Genomic DNA, 20556 nt, shown 5'->3' with positions numbered 1-20556 from the left:
TCCCGAAAGAACGACCCGGCACCGAAGAACGACCCGGCACCGAAGAACGAACCGGCCCGAAAGAACGAACCGGAGTCCGGCCACGTGGCTCCCGCCGTCGACTGGGCGCTCCTCCGCAGCACAGCGACCGAGGCCATGCGCCTCGCGTACGCGCCGTACTCGAAGTTCCCGGTCGGCGCGGCTGCCCTCGTCGACGACGGCAGGGTGATCAGCGGATGCAACGTGGAGAACGCCTCGTACGGACTCACCCTCTGTGCGGAGTGCGCCCTCGTCTCCGTGTTGCACCTCACCGGCGGCGGCCGGCTCCTCGCCTTCAGCTGCGTCGACGGCAACGGCAACCTGCTGATGCCGTGCGGCCGCTGCCGCCAGCTGCTCTACGAACACTCCGCGCCCGGCATGCTGCTGGAAACAGTCTCGGGCCTCCGCACCATCGATCAGGTCCTGCCGGACGCCTTCGGGCCACGCCAGCTCGCCGACTACCGGGAAGAACACCAGTGAACACCCAGACCCACCTCGAAGCATTCGACGCCGTCGACCTGATCCGCACCAAGCGCGACCACGGCGAACTCGCCACCCCCCAGATCGACTGGCTGATCGACGCGTACACCCGCGGCTACGTCGGCGACGAGCAGATGGCCGCCATGACGATGGCGATCTTCCTGAACGGCATGACCCGCCGGGAGATCAAGGACCTCACCCTCGCCATGATCAACAGCGGCGAGCGGATGAGCTTCGCCGGCCTCGGCAAGCCGACGACCGACAAGCACTCCACCGGCGGTGTCGGCGACAAGATCACCCTCCCGCTGATGCCGCTCGTCGCGGTCTTCGGAGCGGCCGTTCCGCAGCTCTCCGGCCGCGGCCTCGGGCACACCGGCGGCACCCTCGACAAGCTCGAGTCGATCCCCGGCTGGCGCGCCCACCTCAGCAACGAGGAGATGTTCGCCCAGCTCCGCGATCACGGCGGCGTGATCTGCGCGGCCGGTGGCGGCCTCGCCCCGGCGGACGGCAAGCTTTACGCGCTCCGCGACATCACCGGAACCGTCGAGGCGATCCCGCTGATCGCCTCCTCGATCATGTCGAAGAAGATCGCGGAGGGCACGAGCGCGCTCGTCCTCGACGTGAAGTTCGGATCCGGAGCCTTCCTGAAAGACATCGAGCTCTCCCGGGAGCTCGCCCGCACGATGGTCGCGCTCGGCGAAGATGCCGGAGTGGCGACATCCGCCTTGCTCACCAACATGAACGTGCCGCTCGGCTTCGCGATCGGAAACGCGAACGAGGTGCGCGAATCGGTCGAGGTGCTCGCCGGCGGCGGGCCGGCAGACGTCGTCGAACTCACGATCGCCCTCGCGACCGAGATGCTCGACCTCGCCGGAATCGATGGCGTCGACGTGGCCGCTGGCCTCACCGACGGGCGGGCCATGGACAAGTGGCGTGAGGTCATCCGTGCTCAGGGCGGCGACCCGGATGCCGCACTGCCGGTCGCGAAGGAGACCCACACCGTTGTCGCCGACCGCGACGGGGTGCTCGTCGAGCAGCACGCGCTTCCGTTCGGGATCGGCGCCTGGCGCCTCGGCGCCGGTCGCGCCCGAAAGCAGGACCCCGTGCAGCACGCGGCAGGGATCGACCTGCACGCCAAGCCGGGAGACACCGTGCGCGCCGGGCAGGCACTCTTCACCCTCAGCGCCGACGAGCCGGAGCGTTTCGCCAGGGCCCTTGAGGCCCTCGAGGGCGCGTACCGGATCGGCGACCCCGGCGAGCCCGTGCTCGACGGCGGCCCCCTGATCGCCGAGCGCATCGGCCGCTGAGCCCGGCCCGATCTCCACCGGCACCGGTTTGTTGCCGATCACGATAAATTTCGGGAGTTATGCCTCGGGAGGGGCCGGGGGAGGCCGGGACCGGTAGATTGGTGAGCGTGAATACGAGCTCTGAGGAATTCCTGCTGCCCGGTGGTACGAGCATCAACGCGCTGCCCAAAATATCGCTGCACGACCACCTCGACGGCGGACTGCGCCCCCAGACGATCATCGAGCTCGCCGAGGCCATCGGTCTCGACCTGCCGTCGACGGAAGCCGCGGCCCTCGGCGATTGGTTCGCCGACCAGTCCAATTCGGGCTCGCTCGTTGACTACCTCAAGACCTTCGATGTGACGACGGCCGTGATGCAGACCCGTGAGGGCCTCACCCGGGTCGCGCACGAATTCGTGCAGGACCTTGCAGCCGACGGTGTCATCTACGGGGAGATCCGCTGGGCGCCCGAACAGCACCTCACCCGCGGGCTCACCCTCGACCAGGTCGTCGAGGCCGTGCAGGAAGGCCTCGAATCCGGCGTCGACGAGGCGGCAGAATACGGTTCGACCATCCGGGTCGGCCAGCTCATCACCGCGATGCGCCACGCGAACCGCGGCCTCGAGATCGCCGAACTCGCCGTGCGTCACCGCGGCAACGGCGTCGTCGGCTTCGATATCGCCGGAGCGGAACTCGGTTTCCCCGCACGCAACCACCTCGCAGCCTTCGACTACCTCGCCAAGGAGTTCATGCCGGTCACGGTGCACGCCGGAGAGGCCGACGGGCTCGAAAGCATCCGCGGCGCGCTCTTCGACGGCCGCGCCCTGCGCCTCGGCCACGGCGTGCGCCTCGCCCAGGACATCGTCATCGGCCGCGAGGACGACGACAACACGTACGTCACCCTCGGCCCGGTCGCGCAGTGGGTGCGCGACCGCGAGATCGCCCTCGAACTGAGCCCGTCGTCCAACCTCCAGACCGGCGCAATCGCAGCATGGGGCGACGACCTGCTCGACCACCCCTTCGACCTGCTCTACCAGCTCGGCTTCCGGGTCACCGTCAACACCGACAACCGGCTGATGAGCGACACGAGCCTGAGCCAGGAGCTGGCGCTGCTCAGCGACGCCTTCGGCTACGACATCGACGACCTCGAGGTCTTCCAGCTCAACGCCGCCCAGTCCGCGTTCCTCCCGCTCGAAGAGCGCGAAGAACTCGCGGACGCCATCGTCGCGGGCTTCGAAGAGGCCTGAGAGCCCGCGGACCCCGCCACGCAACCCCAGTGAAAGAACCTATGCAACTCCCAGACCTGCCTCTCACCGCCATCGCGATCGGCATCCACGTCGAAGACTGGCGCGCCGCCGTGACCGCGGCCGGCGACGGACTCGTCCGCTCGGGGTCGACAGTTCCCGGCTACACCAAACGGATGATCGACGTCATCGACGAGTTCGGTGCCTACGTCGTGATCGCCCCCGGCCTGGCCCTCGCCCACGCGCGCCCGGGCCCCGACGTCATCGCCGAGGGCCTGAGCGTCGTGACGCTCGCGGAACCCGTCGCCTTCGGCCACCCGCACAACGACCCGGTCAGCGTGGTCCTCGGCCTCGCCGTGACAACGGGCGACGAACACGTGCTGCTCGTCGCCGAACTCGCGAACGTCTTCAACGACCCGCGGGTCATCCCCGCGCTTGCGGCCGCGACGGATGCCGCCGGCATCCGTTCGCTGCTCGGCGTCACGGCACCCGCCGCAGAAGCAAGCGGGGTCGAGGAATGAAGATCGTCGCGTTGTGCGGAGTCGGGGTGGGCACCTCCGCGATCCTGAAGGTGAACGCCGAGCGCGCTCTCGCCAGACTCGACATCGACGCCGAGGTGACGGCGACCGATGTCGCGTCAGTGCAGGCGGTCGGTGCTGACGCGCAGGTGATCCTGACGTCCTCAGAGCTCGTGAGCCGCATCGGCAAGACCAACGCCGACATCGTCGTGATCGACAACTATTTCGACGTCGACGAGCTCACGACCAAGCTCGAGGAAGCGCTCGGCTGAGCCCGGTTCGCTGTGAGCCCGGTGCGCTGTGCGCCGGGTGTGGGTGAGCCGGTGCGCTGACGCGCGGGTCGACCCCGGCGTTCGGAGGTCTACGCGATGAGTTCGCGCATGCCCCGCTCGAGCTCGGCGAGCACCGCGTTCGCGGCGACCTGGCGCTCCACGACCGTGCCGACGACGCTGCTCGTGTCGAGGTAGACCTTGAGCTTGGGTTCCGTTCCACTCGGGCGCACCATCACCCGGGCGCCTCCGACGAGGCGGATCCGAAGCACATCGCTCGGTGGCAGGCCGACGAAGCCGCCGGCGAGGTCGTCGATGTGGTCGACCCGGATCCGGCCGACGAACGCCGGCGGGTTCGAGCGCAGCCGGTCCATCACCCGGGAGATCTCGGACAGGTCGGTCACGCGCACCGAGATCTGGCTCGACGAGAAGTGCCCGAACCGGCCACTGAAATGGTGCAGGTGGTCTGCGAGGGTGAAGCCCTCGTTCTTCAGGTCGCTCGCCAGGGAGAGCAGGGCGAGGGCCGCGGAGATTCCGTCCTTGTCGCGGACGGTCGTCGGGTTCACGAGGTAGCCGAGGGCTTCCTCGTAGCCGAACACGAGACCGGGGGCCCGGGAGACCCACTTGAACCCGGTGAGGGTCTCCTCGAAGCGCATGCCGTAGGCATCCGCAACGGCCTTCAACGCCGGCGACGACACGATCGAGCAGGCCAGGGTGCCGTTGCGCGGGGCGGTGGCGGAGGTGTCAGCGTCGTCGTGCGTGTCGGCGTCCGCGGTGAGGGGGGCGAGTTCGGCCCGCTCTGCTGCTCGCCAGCCGAGGATGGCGCCGACCTCGTTGCCGGTGAGGCGACGGTAACCGCTCGCGGAGTCGGCGTCGGGGATCGCGATCGCGAGGCGGTCGGCGTCGGGGTCGTTCGCAATGACGAGTTCGGCGTTGATCTCGCGGGCCGTCGCATAGGCGAGGTCGAGGGCGCCCGGCTCCTCCGGGTTCGGGAAGACGACGGTCGGGAAGGTCGGGTCCGGCGCGATCTGCGCGTCGACGAGGGTCGGCAGGTTGTAGCCTGCGGCCTCGAGCACGCGGCGGGTGGTATCCCAGCCGACTCCGTGCATCGCCGTGTAAACGGCGTTGACCTGGGCGCGCGGCGGGCCGACGGTTGCAGCGGTCTCGGCGATGTACGCCTGTACGACGGTCTCCTCCGCGGTCTCGTAGACGCCGCGCGGCAGTTCGGGGATGGTCGCGTGCGTCGCGATGCGGTGGATCTCCGCCGCGATGAAGGCGTCGTCCGGCGAGACGATCTGGGACCCGTTGTTCGCGCCGCCGAGATAGACCTTGTAGCCGTTGTCTGCCGCGGGATTGTGCGAGGCGGTGACCATCACACCGGCGTTCGCGTCGAGGTGGCGCACGGCGAAGGCGAGGACGGGCGTCGGCAGCAGGCGGGGGAGCAGAATGGCGCGGACGCCGGCCCCGGCCATGATCGCGGCGCTGTCTGTCGCGAACACCTGGGAGTTCTTGCGGCCGTCGTAGCCGATCACGACGGAAGGAGTGTGGCCGGGGAGCGCGGTTCCGATCAGGAAGGCGGCGAGGCCGGCGGCAGCCTGGGACACGAGGACCCGGTTCATCCGGTTGGAGCCGGATCCGATCGCGCCGCGGAGTCCAGCGGTCCCGAAGGCGAGGCGTTCGTCGAAGCGGGCGTGCAGCTCGGTGATGGCGGTCTCGTCTGCGGACTGCGCCCCGCGGAGCAGGGCGCGCAGTTCGGCCTGGGTCTCAGGATCCGGGTCCTGGGCGAGCCAGGCGGTCGCGGCGGCAATCGTGGTGGCGTCGTCGGGGGCCGGTTCCGGTGCGGCCGGTGAACCCGCGCGTGCGGGGTGGGCGAGTGCTGTCGGAACGAAGTCAGTCGCGACCGTGGCGTCCATTTCCGCCGTGACGGGGATCGGCTCGTCGCTGACGGATGCGGGGTGGGCGATCACGGGAGGAGCCGTCGATTCCGGTGCGGATTCCCCGTGCTGAGCGGCCGCCGGCGGCGCCGGGGTTGCCTCGGCCGTCGGGGCTGCCGGTGTTGCAGGGGCGGCTTCGGGCGCCGTGGCGGGGGCGGACGCGGGGGCGGCCGCGGGGGCGGTTTCCTTTTCGGCGGGCGTGGAAGAAGCGGGAGCCGGTTCGCTCGCCGCGGCAACTGCGGGCGACGGAACCTCCACGATGTCGAGCGCGAGGGTCGGCGGCAGGACGGAAGTGGGAGCATCCGGCAACGCCCGGTGGCGCCCGCGCGCGCGAACCTCGCCCGTGCCGGTCGAGGCGGTGTCGGTCGAGCCGGTGTCGACGGGTCCGGTTCCGGTCTCGGTGGCGCTCACAGGGCGGCCACGATCCTGGCGAGGAGTGCGCTGATCACGGGTTCGGCCTGCTTGCCTGCAACGAGCACTTCGGCGTGGCTGAGCGGCTCCTTCTGGATCCCGGCCGCGAGGTTGGTGATCAGGGACAGGCCGAGGATCTCCATGCCAGCCTGCCGGGCCGCGATGGCCTCGAGCGCCGTCGACATGCCGACGATGTGGCCGCCGATCGCCTTCGCCATCTGCACTTCGGCGGGGGTCTCGTAGTGCGATCCGCGGAACTGGCAGTAGACGCCCTCGTCGAGCCCGGGGTCGATGGTGCGGGCCAGGTCGCGCAGCCGCTTCGAGTAGAGGTCGGTCAGGTCGATAAAGGTCGCGCCCTCGAGCGGCGAGTCCGCGGTGAGGTTGATGTGGTCGCTGATCAGCACCGGTGTTCCGGGGGTCCAGGTCTCACGGATGCCGCCGGCCCCGTTGGTGAGGATCATGGTCGTCGCGCCCGTCGCCGCAGCGGTGCGCACGCTGTGCACGACCCGGCGGACGCCGTGACCCTCGTAGTAGTGGGTGCGCGCGCCGATGACGAGGGCGCGCTTGCCGTTCGGCAGAAGCACGGAGCGCAGGGTGCCGACGTGGCCTTCGAGCGCGGGGGCGCTGAAGCCGGTGATCGACTGCGCGGGGATCGTGTGCGTGGTCTCGCCGATGAGCTCCGCGGCCTTGCCCCAGCCGCTGCCGAGGGTCAGCGCGACGTCGTGATGGGCGACGCCGGTCAGCTCGGCGATTTCACCCGCCGCGATCCGGGCGATCTCGAACGGGTCGGTTTGTGGCTCGTCCAGCGGGTTTGCGTCGATCGTCGGCATCCCCCCACTCTATTCGTCCGAACCAATTCGACGGAGATTTTGGGCATTCGGGGCCGAAAGTGCCCTCTCACGCACGAAAATCTCCAAAACTCCGTCGAATTCGTCGGGGGCGGACGGCGGCGCGAGCTGCGGCGGGCGGATGCGCGGGGCCGGGATTGGTGGCGAAGGGCGGCGAACGGCAGAATGTCACCATGGCCTACGAGTTCGAACGCAAGCAGCAGATCGTCATTCTCGGCGGAGGGCCCGGCGGATACGAAGCGGCGATCGCCGGGGCTCAGCTCGGAGCGGAGGTCACGCTCGTCGAAGAGGTCGGCGTCGGCGGGTCCGCCGTCATCACGGACGTCGTCCCCTCGAAGTCGCTCATCGCCACCGCAGAGGCCACCAACTCCATCGGCGACGCGACAGAACTCGGTGTCCAGCTATTCGTCCGCGGGGCCGACGGCAAGCCGAGCCGCCCCGAGGTCGCGATCAACCTCGCCGCCGTGAACAAGCGTCTCCTCGCGCTCGCCCGCCAGCAGTCTGAGGACATGCGGGCCACTCTCGTCACCGCCGGAGTCCGCCTCGTCCAGGGCCACGGCCGCCTCGACGGCACGAGTGGCGTGATCGTCGCGACCTCCGAGGCCGCCGGCACCGATTTCGACCGGATCAGCGCCGACACGATCGTCGTCTCCGTTGGAGCGAGCCCGCGCATCCTCCCGACCGCGGTCCCCGATGGGGAGCGTATCCTCACCTGGACCCAGCTCTACAACCTGCGCGCCGTGCCCGAGCACCTCATCGTCGTCGGGTCCGGCGTCACCGGCGCCGAGTTCGCCTCCGCATACCGGGCCCTCGGGGCCCGCGTCACCCTGATCTCGAGCCGCGACCAGGTGCTGCCGGGCGAGGACGCCGACGCGGCAGCCGTGATCGAGAACGTCTTCAAGCGCAACGGGATGGTCGTCCTGAGCAAGTCCCGCGCCGAATCCGTCGTCGTCACCGGTGCCGGGGTGCTCGCGACGCTCTCCGACGGACGCAAGGTCGAGGGCAGCCACTGCCTGATCGCCGTCGGCTCGGTGCCGAACACCCACGGGATCGGCCTCGAGGAGGCCGGCGTGCAGCTGACCGACTCCGGGCACATCCGGGTGAACCGGGTCGCCCGCACCTCGATGCCGAGCATCTACGCGGCCGGAGACTGCACGACAGAGCTGCCGCTCGCATCCGTCGCCTCGATGATGGGCCGCACCGCGGTCTTCCACGCGATGGGCGACGCCGTGAACCCGATCGAGATCCGCAATGTCGCGGCCAACATCTTCACCCAGCCCGAGATCGCGACCGTCGGCTGGACGCAGAAGCAGATCGAGGACGGCCTCGTGCGCGGCACGATCTACAAGCTGCCCCTTGCCGCGAACCCGCGCGCGAAGATGATGGGCATCAAGGACGGCTTCGTCAAGCTCTTCGCGACCACGACGACCGGCACCGTCATCGGCGGCGTCATCGTCGCCCCGAAGGCGAGCGAGCTCATCTTCCCGCTCGCGCTCGCCGTGGAGCACCGGCTCACGGTCGACGAGGTCGCCAGGGCGTTCCCGGTCTACCCGTCGCTGACGGGCTCGATCACGGATGCCGCCCGCGCGATGCACATCGTCCATCGGGCCATCCGGTGACTCGCCCCCGGTCCTCGCGAGAGTACACTTATGGCCCTTAAACCGCGGTTTTAAGGGCCGAAAGTACGCTCTCGCGGGAGAGCCGGTCAGCCTTCGAGGCCGCGGCGGACGGCGCGGGGGAGAGCGGCGACGATGATCGCGTGCGACTCGGTGATCAGCTCCCGCACGTGGTCGGCGGGAACGGAGCCGTCGAGTCGCACGGTCACCCAGTGGCGCTTGTTCATGTGATAGCCCGGTTCGATGCCGGCAACGCTCTGGATCAGCCGCGGCACGTTCTCGGGGAGCGCCTTGAGCGTGATCGACCGGCTCGGGGCATCCGGCTGGTCGACGGAGAACATCTTGCCCGCGACCTTCATCACCCGGGCCTCCGGCCCGAACGGGTACGTCTCGACGGCGCCGTTCAGATCGAGCAGGAACGCGGTCAGTTCGTCCGGATCCACGACCTCCCCTTTCCCGGCCGACGATGAGCGAGCGGATACCTGCCGGGAGGTGCCTACGCGGCGTCGGTCACGGCCAGCAACATATACCCGCTCGACACCGTGGCGCCGACGACGGCGCCGATGCTGCCGATCACGCCGTCCTTGTGTGCGGTGAGGGGCTGTTCCATCTTCATGGCCTCGAGCACGAGCAACAGGTCGCCCTTGACGACCACGTCGCCCTCTGCCACGGCGAGCTTGACGATCGTGGCCTGCATCGGCGCGACCACGGCGTCGCCGATGGCCGTGTTCACCGAGTGGGCGACGCCGCGGCGACGCGGCGCGGGACCGGCGGTGTTCTCGGCGGTGCCGGGCAGGAGGCGCACGGGGAGGCTGACCTCGATGCGGCGGCCCTCGACCTCGACGACGACGTTGTGGCGTTTCTCGGCGGTGCCCTCGTCGGTGAGGGACCCGTTCCACGGCTCGATGTCGTTGACGAACTCGGTTTCGATCCACCGGGTGTAGATCGAGAACGGTTCGCCGTCGACGGGCGCGAAAGCGGGGTCGCGCACGATCGTGCGGTGGAACGGCAGCACGGTCGGGAGTCCGGCGATGTCGAACTCGTCAAGGGCGCGGCGGGAGCGCTCGAGCGCTTCTTCGCGGGTCGCACCGGTGACGATGAGCTTGGCCAGCAGGGAGTCGAAGGAGCCGGAGATGACGTCGCCGGCCTGCACGCCGCTGTCGACGCGCACACCGGGGCCGCCCGGCGCCCGGAAGACGTGCACGGGGCCGGGGGCGGGCATGAACCCGCGGCCGGGGTCTTCGCCGTTGATCCGGAATTCGAAGGAGTGCCCACGCGGGATCGGGTCGTCGTAGTCGAGTCGGCCACCCTCTGCGAGGCGGAACTGTTCGCGGACGAGGTCGATACCGGTGACCTCTTCGGAGACGGGGTGTTCGACCTGGAGCCGGGTGTTGACCTCGAGGAAGGAGACGGTGCCGTCCTGCCCGATCAGGAATTCGCAGGTGCCGGCACCGAGGTAGCCGACCTCCTTGAGGATGGCCTTGGAGGCGCGGTACATCTCGTCGTGCTGGGCGGTCGTCAGGAACGGCGCGGGCGCCTCCTCGACGAGCTTCTGGTGGCGGCGTTGGAGCGAGCAGTCACGGGTGGAGACGACGACGACGTTGCCGTAGGCGTCGGCGAGGCACTGGGTCTCGACGTGGCGGGGCTTGTCGAGGTACTTCTCCACGAAGCATTCGCCACGGCCGAAGGCGGCGACGGCCTCCCGCACGGCGGAGTCGAAGAGCTCGGGGACCTCTTCGCGGGTGCGGGCGACCTTGAGGCCGCGTCCGCCGCCGCCGAAGGCGGCCTTGATCGCGACCGGCAGCCCGTGCTGGTCGATGAAGTCGAGGACCTCGGTGGCGTCGAGCACCGGGTTGAGGGTGCCTGGCGCCATCGGGGCGTGCACCCGTTCAGCGATGTGCCGGGCGGAGACCTTGTCGCCGAGCTGTTCGATGGCATCGGGGGACGGGCCGATCCAGATCAGGCCGGCGTCGATCACGGCCCGGGCAAATTCGGCGTTCTCGGCGAGGAAGCCGTACCCGGGGTGCACGGCGTCGGCGCCGGACCGGCGGGCGATCGAGAGGATCTTCTCGATGACCAGGTAGGTTTCGGCGCTTGTCGTACCGTCGAGCCCGTACGCCTCGTCTGCGAGGCGGGCGTGCACGGCGTCACGATCCTGGTCGGCGTAGACGGCGACCGAGAGAATGCCGCTGTCTTTCGCGGCTCGAATCACCCGGACGGCGATTTCGCCCCGGTTGGCGATGAGGACCTTCGTTATGCGGGACACAGTGCCTGAGCTTATTGGACATCCCGCCCCAGGCTTTGGTTCTCTTCAACAAAAAGAGCTCCCAAAAAGGTATGGATGCCTACAAAACGCCCCCGAAACCCGCTCGGCGTCAGGCGTCTGCGCGGTTCCAGAGGCTCGGCCAGGAGTGCCCGAGACTGATCACGAGCCGGCGCAGTGTCGGCAGGGACAGGCCGACGACGGTCGATGGGTCGCCCTCGATGTGGGTGATGAAGGGGGCTCCGAGGCTGTCGATGGTGAACGCCCCGGCGACGAACAGGGGCTCCCCGGTCGCGATGTACGCGTCGAGCTCCGCGTCGTCGATGTCGTCGGCGAAGGTCACGTCGGCGACGGCGACAGCCCCGACGGCCCGGCCGGGCACGCCGGCCCGGTGCTCGATGAGCCAGTGGCCCGAGTAGAGCTGGCCGGTGCGGCCGCGCTGCAGGTCCCAGCGCTCCCTGGCCTTCTCGGCCGTGTGCGGCTTGCCGTAGATCACGCCGTCGATCACGAAGACAGAGTCCCCGCCGAGCACGAGGTGCACGTCGTCCCCGTCGGCGGCCTCGGCGTCCAGGGCGACGATCGCCCGGGAGACGTCCTCCGCCTTGGCACGAGCGAGCAATTCGACCGTGTGGCGGGGCGTGAGCGGTGCGCCGAGCGCCCGGGCGGCATCCGCTGCGACCTCGCCTTCGTCGACGCCGGGCGCGATCGTGACCGGCTCGATCCCGGCGGCACGCAGGAGCGTGAGCCGGGCCGGAGAGGTCGAGGCCAGGTACAGGCGCATGGTTCCCTTCGTGCCGCGAAAGAGCGGCGATAGGAGCGGCGATAGAAGCGATGTGGGATGCTCGAACAATGGCCACCAGCAATGACACACCGGCGAATCTCCCCGCACCCGCAGCCGAGGTGGGTACCGAACTCGAACTCCTCGTCACCAACGTAGCTCACGGCGGTATCTTCATCGCCAGGCACGAAGGCCGCGTGGTCTTCGTGAGCGACACCCTGCCGGGAGAGCGCGTGCGCGCCCGGCTCACCTCGGCGAACCACAAGAGTTTCTGGCGTGCGGAGACCGTCGAGGTCCTCGACGCGGCCCGCGAACGCCAGCCGCACATCTGGGCCTCTGCGGCCCTCGAGCGCGACCCGGACGACCGCGCGGGCGGCGCGGAGTTCGGCCACATCGAACTCGGCTTCCAGCGCGAACTCAAGCGCCAGGTACTCGCAGACTCCCTGAAGCGGATGGCGAAGATCGAGTCCGACGTTGTCGTCGAGCCCGTGCCGCTCGGCCCCAACGCCTCGCCGGGCGACGCGGCAGACGGCACCGGCTGGCGCACCCGGGTTCGCCTCCACGTCGACGCCGACGGCACGGTCGGCCCGTACGCGGCCCGCTCCCACCGGGTGATCCCCGTCGGCGACCTTCCCCTCGCCGAACGGATGCTCGAGGCGGCCGCCCCGCTCGACCAGCGTTTCCCCGGCGCGGCTTCTGTCGACGTCGTCTCCCCGAGCCTCGGCACCGTGCAGATCCTCGTCTCCGAGCCGGATGCTCATGGGAAGCCGAAGGCCACGCCGCGCACCCTGATCCGCGAGGTCGTCGGTGACCGGGAGTTCCGCCTCGACGCCGGCGGATTCTGGCAGGTGCATGTCCGAGCCGCGGACACCCTGTACCACGCCGTCCAGGACCTGATCGATCCCGAACTGTTCGACCCCCGTGCCACCAACCTCGACCTGTACGGCGGGGTCGGGCTGCTCGCGGCGGCCGTCGGCGACAAGTTCGGCAGCACCGTCCGGATCACCTCCGTCGAGAGCGACGCGCACGCGACAGACTTCGCCGCGGAGAACCTCGCGGAATGGGTCGGAGCGAGCGTTCGCACCGACCGTGTCGACCGCTTCCTGGCCGGCCTGGTCCGTGACGCGAGCGCCGCGGAACGGGTCAAGCACCAGGCGGCGACCGTCGTCCTCGACCCGCCGCGTTCCGGCGCAGGCCACGAGGTCATCGACCAGCTCGCCGTGCTGTCCCCGAAGCAGATCCTCTACGTGGCCTGCGATCCCGTCGCCCTCGCCCGGGACATCGCCCTACTCGCCGGGCACGGATACGAGCTGCGGAAGCTGCGGGCGTTCGATCTCTTTCCGAACACTCATCACGTTGAAGCCGTCGCCCTGCTGTCCAAATAGCTATCGTTGACGTGTACGTGCAATGGAAGAATGTAGGAAAAAGTGACGCACCCGACAACGCCCGCGACCTCACCGACGACCACGGCAGGCGCTCCGGCCGCTCCGGTCGGTACGAACCCGGGCTCGACGCACGCGACCGAAGCGCGCACGCCGCTTGATCACCCCGTCCGGGTCGGAATCGCCGACGATCACGAATCCGTGCGCCTCGGCATCCAGGCCGCCTGCGAGAACGTCGGCTACGAGGTCGTCGCGACCGCGGCGACCGTGAAGGGGCTCGTCGATGCGATCGGCGGGCGCCCCTGCGACGTGATCGTGCTCGACCTCTCCCTCGGTGACGGCTCCCTCGTCACCGACAACGTGCACCTCGCCCAGAGCACGGGCGCCTCGGTGCTCGTGCACAGCATCGCCGACCGGGTCGCCCTCGTCCGTGAGGCCCTCGCCGCCGGCGCCGCCGGCGTCATCCCGAAGTCATCGCCCACGACGACCGTGATGGCCGCCGCGGCGTCCGTCGCCCGCGGCGACGTGCTCAACAACCTCGAATGGGCGACCGCGATCGACGCGGACCGCGACTTCTCCAAGGCCCAGCTCGGCCGCAGGGAACGGGACGTGCTGCACCTCTACGCCTCCGGCCTGCCGCTCAAGATGGTCGCCATGCAGCTCGGCATCGCGCACTCGACCGCGCGCGAGTACCTCGACCGAATCCGCGTGAAGTACGTCGAAGTCGGCCGGCCGGCGCCGACGAAGGTCGACCTGCTGCGCCGGGCCGTCGAAGACGGAATCCTCCCGGGGCTGGACCCGGATGGCGGAGATGGCCGCGGCTGAAGCAGCGGGCACGATCCCGCCGCTCTCGACACGGTTGCCTCCCGACCGCCTGGAACTCGCACCCCTCGCAGCGGAGGACATCCGGGCGCCCGGCATCCGCCAGCCCCGCAACCCGATCAGCCGGTCCCGGATCGAGGTCGTCATCTCCCGGTCCGTCGCCGGGGTCGCCGTCGTCTTCTCCCTGCAGGCCCTGCCTGCGATGCTGCAGCAGATCCCGTTGCGGCTGCCGGTCATGGGCGTCGCGATGCCGGTCGCTCTCGCCCTCGCGGTCGCCGCCGTCGTGGTCGCCTCGATCACCAAGGTCGGGGTGCGGATCACGACCGGAGCCGTCGCCGTCGTCTATCTCGCCGCCCTGATCGGCTGGCCGTTCCTGATGCGGGACCCGGGAGCCGTCCTCGATGGGAAGCCCTGGCTCTGGTACGTCTGCACGGTCGCAACCTCGTGTGCGGCCATCTCGTTCCCGCTCGGCTGGGCGTGCGCGTACACCTTCGCCGCCCCTCTCGCCTACGGGATCGTGCGTTCGCTGCCCTCAGGCGGCGACGCGGATGCTCTCCTGGCCTCCCTCGACGCCGCCTACGCGACGCTCCTCGGCCAGGTCCTCCTGATCATGATCTTCATGCTGCGGCAGACGGCCGGCTCCGTGGACGCCGCGCAGACGAATGCGCTCAACAAGTACGCGACTGCGGTGCGCCAGCACGCCACCGAGGTCGAGCGCGTGCAGGTGGACTCGATCGTGCACGACAGTGTGCTCGCTACCTTCCTCGCCGCGGCGGCCGCCGGGAGCCCGAAGGCCGCGCAGCTCGCCTCCGGGATGGCGACGGACGCCCTCAAGCGCCTCACCGACGCCGCGAGCACCCCGGCGGTCGACGACAGCACGGTGTCCTTTTCGGAGCTCGCCGGGCTGATCCGCCTCGCGGCCTCCCGGCTCGCGCGTCCGTTCACGATCGTGGAGTGTTCGATTCCCCGGCTCGCCGTGCCCGCGCACGTCTCCGACGCGATCCTCGCGGCCTCCGTCCAGGCGATGGCCAACAGTGTGCAGCACGCCTGGGCAGGCCTCGGCACGCCCGATCCCGAGCGCCTGCTGACGATGAGTGCGAACAGCCAGGGCGGATGCACCATCGCGATCTCCGATACCGGCGTCGGTTTCGACCCCGCTCTGGTCCCGAGCGAGCGTCTCGGCCTGCGCATCTCGATCGCGGAGCGGGTGCAGAGCGTCGGCGGGTTCGTCACGGTGTGCTCAACGCCGGGGCAGGGCACCACGATAACCATCGAGTGGCCGAAGGACGGCGGGGTGAACCCCTGATGATCACCGTTCCCCGCGGGCTCGTCCTGTTCCTCGCCGGTCTGTTCTCGGCGTACCACATCGTGCTCGGCATCTACTCGCTCGATCTGCCGCGCACCCCTGGGCCGGCGATCTTCGCGCTCGCCGTCTATGCGATCGCGACCCTCCTGAGCCTCTGGCCGTCGAGCCCGATGCGGATGAACCTCGCGCTCGCCTTCTTCAACGTCGCCGTCTGCGTCGTGATCCCGCTGCTCGTCGGCAGCCAGCTCGACGGCTCCGCCAGGAACGGCTACGCGACCTGGTACGTCGCCGCCGTCGGCACGCTCATGACGATCACGGCGACGCGCCGCCGCACGGCGCTCGCCTGGGTCGGAGTCGGAGCCCTCGTCGTGCACACGATCCTCTGGGCGGGCCCGGCACAGCTTCTCGACATGGGAGTGATCGGGAGCGTCGTCTGGGTGACGGTCGCCGTCCTCCTCGCCCGTGCCCTCGCCAAGGCGGGCCGTGACTCCCGCCAGTACGCGCTCGCCGAGCGGGAGGCGACGGAGTGGCAGGCGGCCCAGGAGGCGCACCTGTTCGAGCGCCAGGTCCGCCTCGCGCAGACGCTCCGCCTCGCGGCCCCCATGCTTCGCCACATCATCGACAAGCACGGGGAACTCGACGCTGAGGACCGCCAGGAGTGCCGCTACCTCGAAGCCGCCGTGCGCGATGAGATCCGTGGCCGCAAGCTGCTCAACGATGCCGTACGCGACCAGGTGATGGCGGCCAGGCGCCGCGGCGCCATCGTGACGCTGCTCGACGAGGGCACGATCGACGATCTCGACGGTGTCGAGCTCGGGGCCATCCTCGACCAGCTCGCCGCCGCGATCGGCGAATCGACGGCAGACACGATCATCGCCCGCACGGCGGGTGAAGGGTCGGCGACGGCCGTGACCGTGGTCGGCCTCAGCAGCGCGGATGCCCGGCTCAGTGCCCTGGGACAGGACTCGCCGGAGCCCGAGGTCGACCTGTGGCTCGAGATCCCCAGGGCCCCGGCCTCCGCATCCGCCCAGATCGTCTGAGAGCGTAGCGCTGGAGACCGTCACGCCTGAGTTCGTGCCGGGGACGAACCGGCCGGGACGCAAAAAAAAGGGGACCAACCCGAAGGTTGGTCCCCTTTTTTACGTTGTGCCAGGGCGACAACCCGAATGTCACCCTGACGTGCCCCCAGAATTCGCCTGCTTACCCTAGTCGACGAGTTCTGGTTGTGTAACTCAGTGAGCGACACCTAGCAATATCTATAGTGACCGAGCCGTGGTCAATCCAAAAGTCGGCATTTAGGGGGACCCGCTCGGGGCCGGGCGGCTCACGCCCGGAACTCGGCCCAGCTGCTCTGCCCGGAGACGAAGGGCGGCCGGATGGCCCGCTGGCCGGCCTGCCAGCCGCTGCGTGCGCCCGTCGGCTTCTTGTGCAGGCTGCCGGTCTCCTCGCGGAGCAGGCCGTGCAGCACGGCGGACACGGCGGCTGCCTCGACCGGGCTGATGCCGCGGGTCAGGAAGCGCAGGTGCAGGGGAGCATCTGCGGGGGTGTCCTCCGGTGCGTCCTGCCCGGTGTTGTGTTCGTCTGCCATGGTCGCTCCCTACAGCGGGATGTTGCCGTGCTTCTTGGGCGGAAGGCTCGAACGCTTGGTGCGCAGGGCCCGCAGCGCCTTGGTGATCGCGACGCGGGTGGCGGCCGGCTCGATGATCCCGTCCAGCTCCCCGCGTTCGGCGGCCAGGAACGGGCTCGCGACGTTGTAGGTGTATTCGTTGGCGAGGCGGGTGCGCACGGCGTTGACGTCCTCCTCCGCGGCTTCGGCCTTCTTGATCTCGGTGCGGTAGAGGATGTTCACGGCGCCCTGGCCGCCCATCACGGCGATCTCGGCGGTCGGCCATGCCAGGTTGATGTCGGCGCCGAGCTGCTTGGAGCCCATCACGATGTACGCTCCGCCATATGCCTTGCGCAGGATGACCGTGACGAGCGGAACCGTCGCTTCGGCGTAGGCGTAGAGCAGCTTCGCGCCGCGCCGGATGATGCCCGTCCACTCCTGGTCGGTGCCGGGCAGGAACCCGGGCACGTCGACGAGGGTGAGGATCGGGATCGAGAACGCGTCGCAGAACCTGACGAAGCGGGCGGCCTTCTCGCCGGCCTGGATGTTGAGGGTTCCGGCCATCGCGTTGGGCTGGTTGGCGACGATGCCGACCGAACGGCCCTCGACGCGGGCGAAGCCGACGACGATGTTCGGGGCGAAGAGCGGCTGCGTCTCGAGGAAGTCGCCGCGGTCGACGATGTGCTCGATCACGGTCTTGACGTCGTACGGCTGGTTCGGCGAGTCCGGGATGATCGTGTTGAGGGTGCGATCGGCGTCCGTCGTCTCGAGCTCGACGTCGCTGTCGAACGTCGGAAGCTCGGCGAGGTTGTTGTCCGGCAGGAAGCCGAGCAGGGTGCGCGCGTAGTCGAGCGCGTCGGCCTCGTCGCTCGCGAGGTAGTGCGCGACACCGGAGATCTTGTTGTGGGTGAGGGCCCCGCCGAGCTCCTCCATGCCGACGTCCTCGCCCGTGACGGTCTTGATCACGTCGGGGCCGGTGACGAACATCTGGCTGATCTTGTCGACCATGATCACGAAGTCGGTGAGCGCGGGGGAGTAGACCGCTCCACCGGCGGCCGGGCCGCAGATGATCGAGATCTGCGGGATGACGCCGGAGGCCGCGGTATTGCGACGGAAGATCTCGCCGTACTTGCCGAGGGCGACGACACCCTCCTGGATGCGCGCTCCACCGGAGTCGAGGATGCCGATGATCGGCACGCCCGTCTTGAGGGCGAGGTCCATCACCTTGATGATCTTGTCGCCGGCCACTTCGCCGAGCGATCCGCCGAAGATGGTGAAGTCCTGCGAATAGACGGCGACCTGGCGCCCGTGGATCGTGCCGGTGCCGGTGACGACCGCGTCGCCGTACGGCCGCTTGTTCTCCATGCCGAAGCCGTGGGTGCGGTGCCGCACGAACTCGTCGAGCTCGACGAACGAGCCCTGGTCGAGCAGCAGCTCGATGCGCTCGCGCGCGGTCATCTTGCCCTTGGCGTGCTGTTTTTCGATCGCCGCCTCACCGCTCGCGGTCACGGCTTCGTGATAGCGCATCTTGAGGTCGGCGAGCTTTCCAGCCGTCGTGTACAGATCTGGTCCCGTAACGGGCGAATTGTCACTCACGCCGTTCACTCTACCGGCCAGCCCTCGGCCCGGACCGTTGACGAAACCCTACAAAACCCGGCCCGATCGCTGGCCGTTCTCTTCCCCCTGGTGGGCATAACTCCTGCAGATTCCGCAAATTCGGTTCAAAATGTGGCATCGGGGGCATCTTCCGGGAGAATTGCAGGAGTTATGCAGCGGAAGTAGGGCAGATGCAGTTTCCACTCAGCCGCGAGGCGGTGACCCGATTCGAGTACCTTGACGAGGCCGGGTCCACGAACGACGTGCTCGTCGGCCACGCGACGGGCACGGACGCCGCCGGCTGGCCGCACCTGTCGACCGTCGTCACCGACAACCAGACCCGCGGCCGGGGCCGGCTCGGCCGCACCTGGCTTGCCCCCACCGGCAAGTCGCTCGCGATCTCCGTGCTGTTGCGCCCGCTCGTCGGAGCCGGCGTCGGAGTGAGCACGCGCCAGGTCGCCCCGCTCCCGGTGGACCGCTTCGGCTGGTTCCCGCTCCTCGCCGGCGCCGCAATGACCATCGCCGTCCGCGCGGAGGTCGAGGCCAGCCTCCTCGAGACAGCCTCCGCAGCCGGTACCGCTGTCGCGGCCGCCGACGATGGAGAACACCCCGCTCACGAGGTCACCCTCAAGTGGCCCAACGACGTGCTGATCGACGGCTATAAGGTGTCCGGCATCCTCTCTGAGCTCCTGCCAGACGCCCACGGTCTCGTGATCGGCGCCGGGCTCAACCTCTCCCTCGACGAACACGACCTGCCCACGCTCACCTCGACCTCGCTGCTCCTCGTGACCGGCCGAGCCCCCGAAGCGGATGCCGTACTCGCCCGCTACCTGACCGAACTCGCCCGTCTCACCGCTGCGTTCCTCGCAGCGGACGGGGACCCGGTCGCGAGCGGACTCCAGGCCACCGTCACGGGCCTGTGCGGCACGCTCGGCTCGAAAGTGCGGGTCCAATTGCCCGGCGGCGCCGACCTCGTCGGAGTCGCGATCGCGCTCGACGAGTCCGGCCGGCTGATCGTGGAGGACCAGGCCACCGGCGAGCCGCAGGCCGTCGCTGCGGGCGATGTGACCCACCTGAGGTATTAATAGGGAGATGACGAACAACAGGGGGACGGGCCCGGCAGATCCGGCGGCCCCGGCCGAACGGGTCGTGGCCGCGCTGCGCCCGCACGGTCGGGTGCTGTTCTGGCCGACCCTCGCGCTGCTCGGCACCTGCACGGCAACCGGGTACTTCTACGGCAACCTCGCGGAGCCGTGGCAGGACAGTGCCCTGCTCTGGGTCGCCGCCGCTGTCGTCGTGATGCTCTGGCTGCTTCCGCTGGCCTCCTGGCTGAACCGGCGGTACACGATCACGACCCGGCGCATCATCTTCCGGCGCGGCTTCTTCGTGCGCACCCGCCAGGAACTGCTGCACAGCCGAGGCTACGACGTGCGGGTGCGGACGACCTGGCTGCAGGCCCTGAGCGGTTCCGGCGATGTGATCATCGCCTCCGGCTCAGAACGGCCGCTCGTGCTGAAGGACGTGCCCAATGCGGGTCTGGTGCAGCGCGTGCTGCACGACCTCATCGAACAGTCGCAGACCGGATTCGATTCGCGGCGGCGCGAGGAGTCAGCGTTCGCTGCCGACCAGACGACCATCTGGAATGGTCGCTAGGCTCGCCGTCACCGGAGCGGCAACGCGACGGTGCGGTGCGAAGACCCAGTAACGGTAGAGCACGAAGCGGAAGATCGCACCGAGAATGAGGCCGACCACGTTCGAGGAGATGTTGTCGGCGACGACGCTCGTGTGGCCGAGCACATAGTGGCTCACCCACAGGCAGGCGAGTCCGATGCCCATGCCGACGAGGCTGACGCCGAAGAATTCGATACCTTCGCGCAGGGTCTGCGACTGGCGGCTCTTGCCGAAGGTCCAGTAGCGGTTGCCGATCCAGTTGACCGCGATGGCGAGGATGGTCGAGACGACCTTGGCATAGATCGGCCCGGCGTGAACCAGGTGCGGATCGAAGATCGTGGTGCGGAGCAGATTGAACACCGAGAAGTCGACGGCGAAGCCGACGAGTCCCACGGCGCCGAAGCTCGCGATCTGGATCGCGAGGGCGACGAGCCGTGCTGATTTTCCCGAGGTAATCGGCATACATCCATCCGGTCTATGGGCGAAGATAGAACAACAATCCACGAGT

20 protein-coding genes are annotated in these 20556 nt (G+C 69.2%); 12 read left to right on the top strand and 8 right to left on the bottom strand.

Translation table 11 applies throughout. The features are described 5' to 3' along the window. Positions 1-84: 84 nt before the first annotated feature. The 5 genes from QN350_RS03355 (at position 85) to QN350_RS03335 (ending at position 3818) form a co-directional block, all read left to right on the top strand. Entirely contained in the window at positions 85-498 is a 414-nt protein-coding gene (locus QN350_RS03355; protein ID WP_323503733.1) for a cytidine deaminase, read from the top strand. Beyond that, entirely contained in the window at positions 495-1805 is a 1311-nt protein-coding gene (locus QN350_RS03350) for a thymidine phosphorylase (protein WP_323515772.1), read from the top strand. Before QN350_RS03355 ends, QN350_RS03350 begins: the two co-directional genes overlap by 4 nt. 107 nt (positions 1806-1912) lie before the next feature. Next, positions 1913-3031 carry an adenosine deaminase gene (locus QN350_RS03345; protein ID WP_281534032.1) on the top strand — a complete coding sequence of 373 codons (1119 nt, stop codon included), beginning with the start codon at positions 1913-1915 and terminating at the stop codon, positions 3029-3031. Positions 3032-3072: 41 nt separating this feature from the next. Then, positions 3073-3549: a PTS sugar transporter subunit IIA gene (locus tag QN350_RS03340; RefSeq protein ID WP_281534033.1), complete on the top strand. Its 477-nt coding sequence runs from the start codon at positions 3073-3075 to the stop codon at positions 3547-3549. Next, positions 3546-3818, top strand: a complete 273-nt coding sequence (locus tag QN350_RS03335; protein WP_281534034.1) for a PTS sugar transporter subunit IIB — start codon at positions 3546-3548, stop codon at positions 3816-3818. The genes QN350_RS03340 and QN350_RS03335 overlap by 4 nt, the downstream gene beginning before the upstream one ends. An 89-nt stretch (positions 3819-3907) precedes the next feature. Here the strand turns inward: QN350_RS03335 and QN350_RS03330 are convergent, their stop codons facing one another. Then, positions 3908-5728, bottom strand: a complete 1821-nt coding sequence (locus QN350_RS03330) for a phospho-sugar mutase (protein WP_416173059.1) — start codon at positions 5726-5728, stop codon at positions 3908-3910. A 428-nt stretch (positions 5729-6156) separates the two neighbouring features. Next, positions 6157-6990 (bottom strand): purine-nucleoside phosphorylase, encoded by an 834-nt coding sequence (locus QN350_RS03325; RefSeq protein ID WP_323515769.1) that lies wholly within the window; start codon positions 6988-6990, stop codon positions 6157-6159. A gap of 191 nt (positions 6991-7181) precedes the next feature. Here QN350_RS03325 and QN350_RS03320 point away from each other — a divergent pair, with 191 nt between their 5' ends. Then, positions 7182-8627: an NAD(P)H-quinone dehydrogenase gene (locus QN350_RS03320; protein ID WP_281534035.1), complete on the top strand. Its 1446-nt coding sequence runs from the start codon at positions 7182-7184 to the stop codon at positions 8625-8627. Positions 8628-8713: 86 nt separating this feature from the next. Here the strand turns inward: QN350_RS03320 and QN350_RS03315 are convergent, their stop codons facing one another. The 3 genes from QN350_RS03315 to QN350_RS03305 form a co-directional block, all read right to left on the bottom strand. Beyond that, positions 8714-9067: an MmcQ/YjbR family DNA-binding protein gene (locus QN350_RS03315; protein ID WP_322139014.1), complete on the bottom strand. Its 354-nt coding sequence runs from the start codon at positions 9065-9067 to the stop codon at positions 8714-8716. Between the two features lie 53 nt (positions 9068-9120). Further along, entirely contained in the window at positions 9121-10890 is a 1770-nt protein-coding gene (locus tag QN350_RS03310) for an acetyl/propionyl/methylcrotonyl-CoA carboxylase subunit alpha (RefSeq protein ID WP_281534037.1), read from the bottom strand. Positions 10891-10999: 109 nt separating this feature from the next. Beyond that, the gene (locus QN350_RS03305; protein WP_322139015.1) at positions 11000-11668 is read right to left on the bottom strand and encodes a nucleoside triphosphate pyrophosphatase; all 669 of its coding nucleotides are present in this window, start codon (positions 11666-11668) and stop codon (positions 11000-11002) included. 68 nt (positions 11669-11736) lie between these two features. Here QN350_RS03305 and QN350_RS03300 point away from each other — a divergent pair, with 68 nt between their 5' ends. The 4 genes from QN350_RS03300 (at position 11737) to QN350_RS03285 (ending at position 16215) form a co-directional block, all read left to right on the top strand. After that, a complete protein-coding gene (locus tag QN350_RS03300; protein WP_322139016.1) occupies positions 11737-13050 on the top strand; it encodes a class I SAM-dependent RNA methyltransferase in 1314 nt (437 codons plus the stop codon). A 177-nt stretch (positions 13051-13227) separates the two neighbouring features. Further along, positions 13228-13872 carry a response regulator transcription factor gene (locus tag QN350_RS03295; protein WP_323515786.1) on the top strand — a complete coding sequence of 215 codons (645 nt, stop codon included), beginning with the start codon at positions 13228-13230 and terminating at the stop codon, positions 13870-13872. Continuing rightward, the gene (locus QN350_RS03290; RefSeq protein WP_323515766.1) at positions 13859-15175 is read left to right on the top strand and encodes a sensor histidine kinase; all 1317 of its coding nucleotides are present in this window, start codon (positions 13859-13861) and stop codon (positions 15173-15175) included. Before QN350_RS03295 ends, QN350_RS03290 begins: the two co-directional genes overlap by 14 nt. Then, a complete protein-coding gene (locus tag QN350_RS03285) occupies positions 15175-16215 on the top strand; it encodes a hypothetical protein (RefSeq protein ID WP_323515763.1) in 1041 nt (346 codons plus the stop codon). Before QN350_RS03290 ends, QN350_RS03285 begins: the two co-directional genes overlap by 1 nt. 284 nt (positions 16216-16499) lie before the next feature. Here the strand turns inward: QN350_RS03285 and QN350_RS03280 are convergent, their stop codons facing one another. Continuing rightward, on the bottom strand, positions 16500-16763 hold the full coding sequence (locus QN350_RS03280; RefSeq protein WP_322139018.1) for a hypothetical protein: 264 nt from the start codon (positions 16761-16763) through the stop codon (positions 16500-16502). Between the two features lie 9 nt (positions 16764-16772). Beyond that, positions 16773-18308, bottom strand: a complete 1536-nt coding sequence (locus tag QN350_RS03275) for an acyl-CoA carboxylase subunit beta (protein ID WP_322140382.1) — start codon at positions 18306-18308, stop codon at positions 16773-16775. 260 nt (positions 18309-18568) lie between these two features. Between QN350_RS03275 and QN350_RS03270 the strand changes: the two genes are divergently transcribed. Both QN350_RS03270 and QN350_RS03265 read left to right on the top strand, forming a co-directional pair. Then, complete coding sequence (locus QN350_RS03270) at positions 18569-19462, top strand: biotin--[acetyl-CoA-carboxylase] ligase (RefSeq protein WP_322139019.1); 894 nt, start codon at positions 18569-18571, stop codon at positions 19460-19462. 7 nt (positions 19463-19469) lie between these two features. After that, positions 19470-20030, top strand: a complete 561-nt coding sequence (locus QN350_RS03265) for a PH domain-containing protein (RefSeq protein WP_281534044.1) — start codon at positions 19470-19472, stop codon at positions 20028-20030. Here QN350_RS03265 and QN350_RS03260 read toward each other — a convergent pair. Further along, on the bottom strand, positions 19986-20510 hold the full coding sequence (locus QN350_RS03260; RefSeq protein WP_323515760.1) for a GtrA family protein: 525 nt from the start codon (positions 20508-20510) through the stop codon (positions 19986-19988). The genes QN350_RS03265 and QN350_RS03260 overlap by 45 nt on opposite strands. Between the last annotated feature and the right edge of the window lie 46 nt (positions 20511-20556).

Source organism: Cryobacterium sp. 10I5, assembly GCF_035019865.1.
In the GTDB taxonomy this organism is placed as follows: Bacteria; Actinomycetota; Actinomycetes; order Actinomycetales; family Microbacteriaceae; genus Cryobacterium; species Cryobacterium breve_A.
Note: the sequence above shows the minus strand (reverse complement) of the source record. Positions and strands in the feature narration are given on the sequence as shown.

What these genes read in the sequence shown, in the direction of transcription:
- QN350_RS03340 (WP_281534033.1), top strand. Translation starts at nt 3,073, where the DNA reads ATGCAACTCCCAGACCTGCCTCTCACCGCCATCGCGATCGGCATCCAC.
- QN350_RS03335 (WP_281534034.1), top strand. Translation starts at nt 3,546, where the DNA reads ATGAAGATCGTCGCGTTGTGCGGAGTCGGGGTGGGCACCTCCGCGATC.
- QN350_RS03330 (WP_416173059.1), bottom strand. Translation starts at nt 5,728, where the DNA reads ATGGACGCCACGGTCGCGACTGACTTCGTTCCGACAGCACTCGCCCAC.
- QN350_RS03325 (WP_323515769.1), bottom strand. Translation starts at nt 6,990, where the DNA reads ATGCCGACGATCGACGCAAACCCGCTGGACGAGCCACAAACCGACCCG.
- QN350_RS03320 (WP_281534035.1), top strand. Translation starts at nt 7,182, where the DNA reads ATGGCCTACGAGTTCGAACGCAAGCAGCAGATCGTCATTCTCGGCGGA.
- QN350_RS03305 (WP_322139015.1), bottom strand. Translation starts at nt 11,668, where the DNA reads ATGCGCCTGTACCTGGCCTCGACCTCTCCGGCCCGGCTCACGCTCCTG.
- QN350_RS03300 (WP_322139016.1), top strand. Translation starts at nt 11,737, where the DNA reads ATGGCCACCAGCAATGACACACCGGCGAATCTCCCCGCACCCGCAGCC.
- QN350_RS03290 (WP_323515766.1), top strand. Translation starts at nt 13,859, where the DNA reads ATGGCCGCGGCTGAAGCAGCGGGCACGATCCCGCCGCTCTCGACACGG.
- QN350_RS03285 (WP_323515763.1), top strand. Translation starts at nt 15,175, where the DNA reads ATGATCACCGTTCCCCGCGGGCTCGTCCTGTTCCTCGCCGGTCTGTTC.
- QN350_RS03280 (WP_322139018.1), bottom strand. Translation starts at nt 16,763, where the DNA reads ATGGCAGACGAACACAACACCGGGCAGGACGCACCGGAGGACACCCCC.
- QN350_RS03275 (WP_322140382.1), bottom strand. Translation starts at nt 18,308, where the DNA reads ATGCGCTATCACGAAGCCGTGACCGCGAGCGGTGAGGCGGCGATCGAA.
- QN350_RS03270 (WP_322139019.1), top strand. Translation starts at nt 18,569, where the DNA reads ATGCAGTTTCCACTCAGCCGCGAGGCGGTGACCCGATTCGAGTACCTT.
- QN350_RS03265 (WP_281534044.1), top strand. Translation starts at nt 19,470, where the DNA reads ATGACGAACAACAGGGGGACGGGCCCGGCAGATCCGGCGGCCCCGGCC.
- QN350_RS03260 (WP_323515760.1), bottom strand. Translation starts at nt 20,510, where the DNA reads ATGCCGATTACCTCGGGAAAATCAGCACGGCTCGTCGCCCTCGCGATC.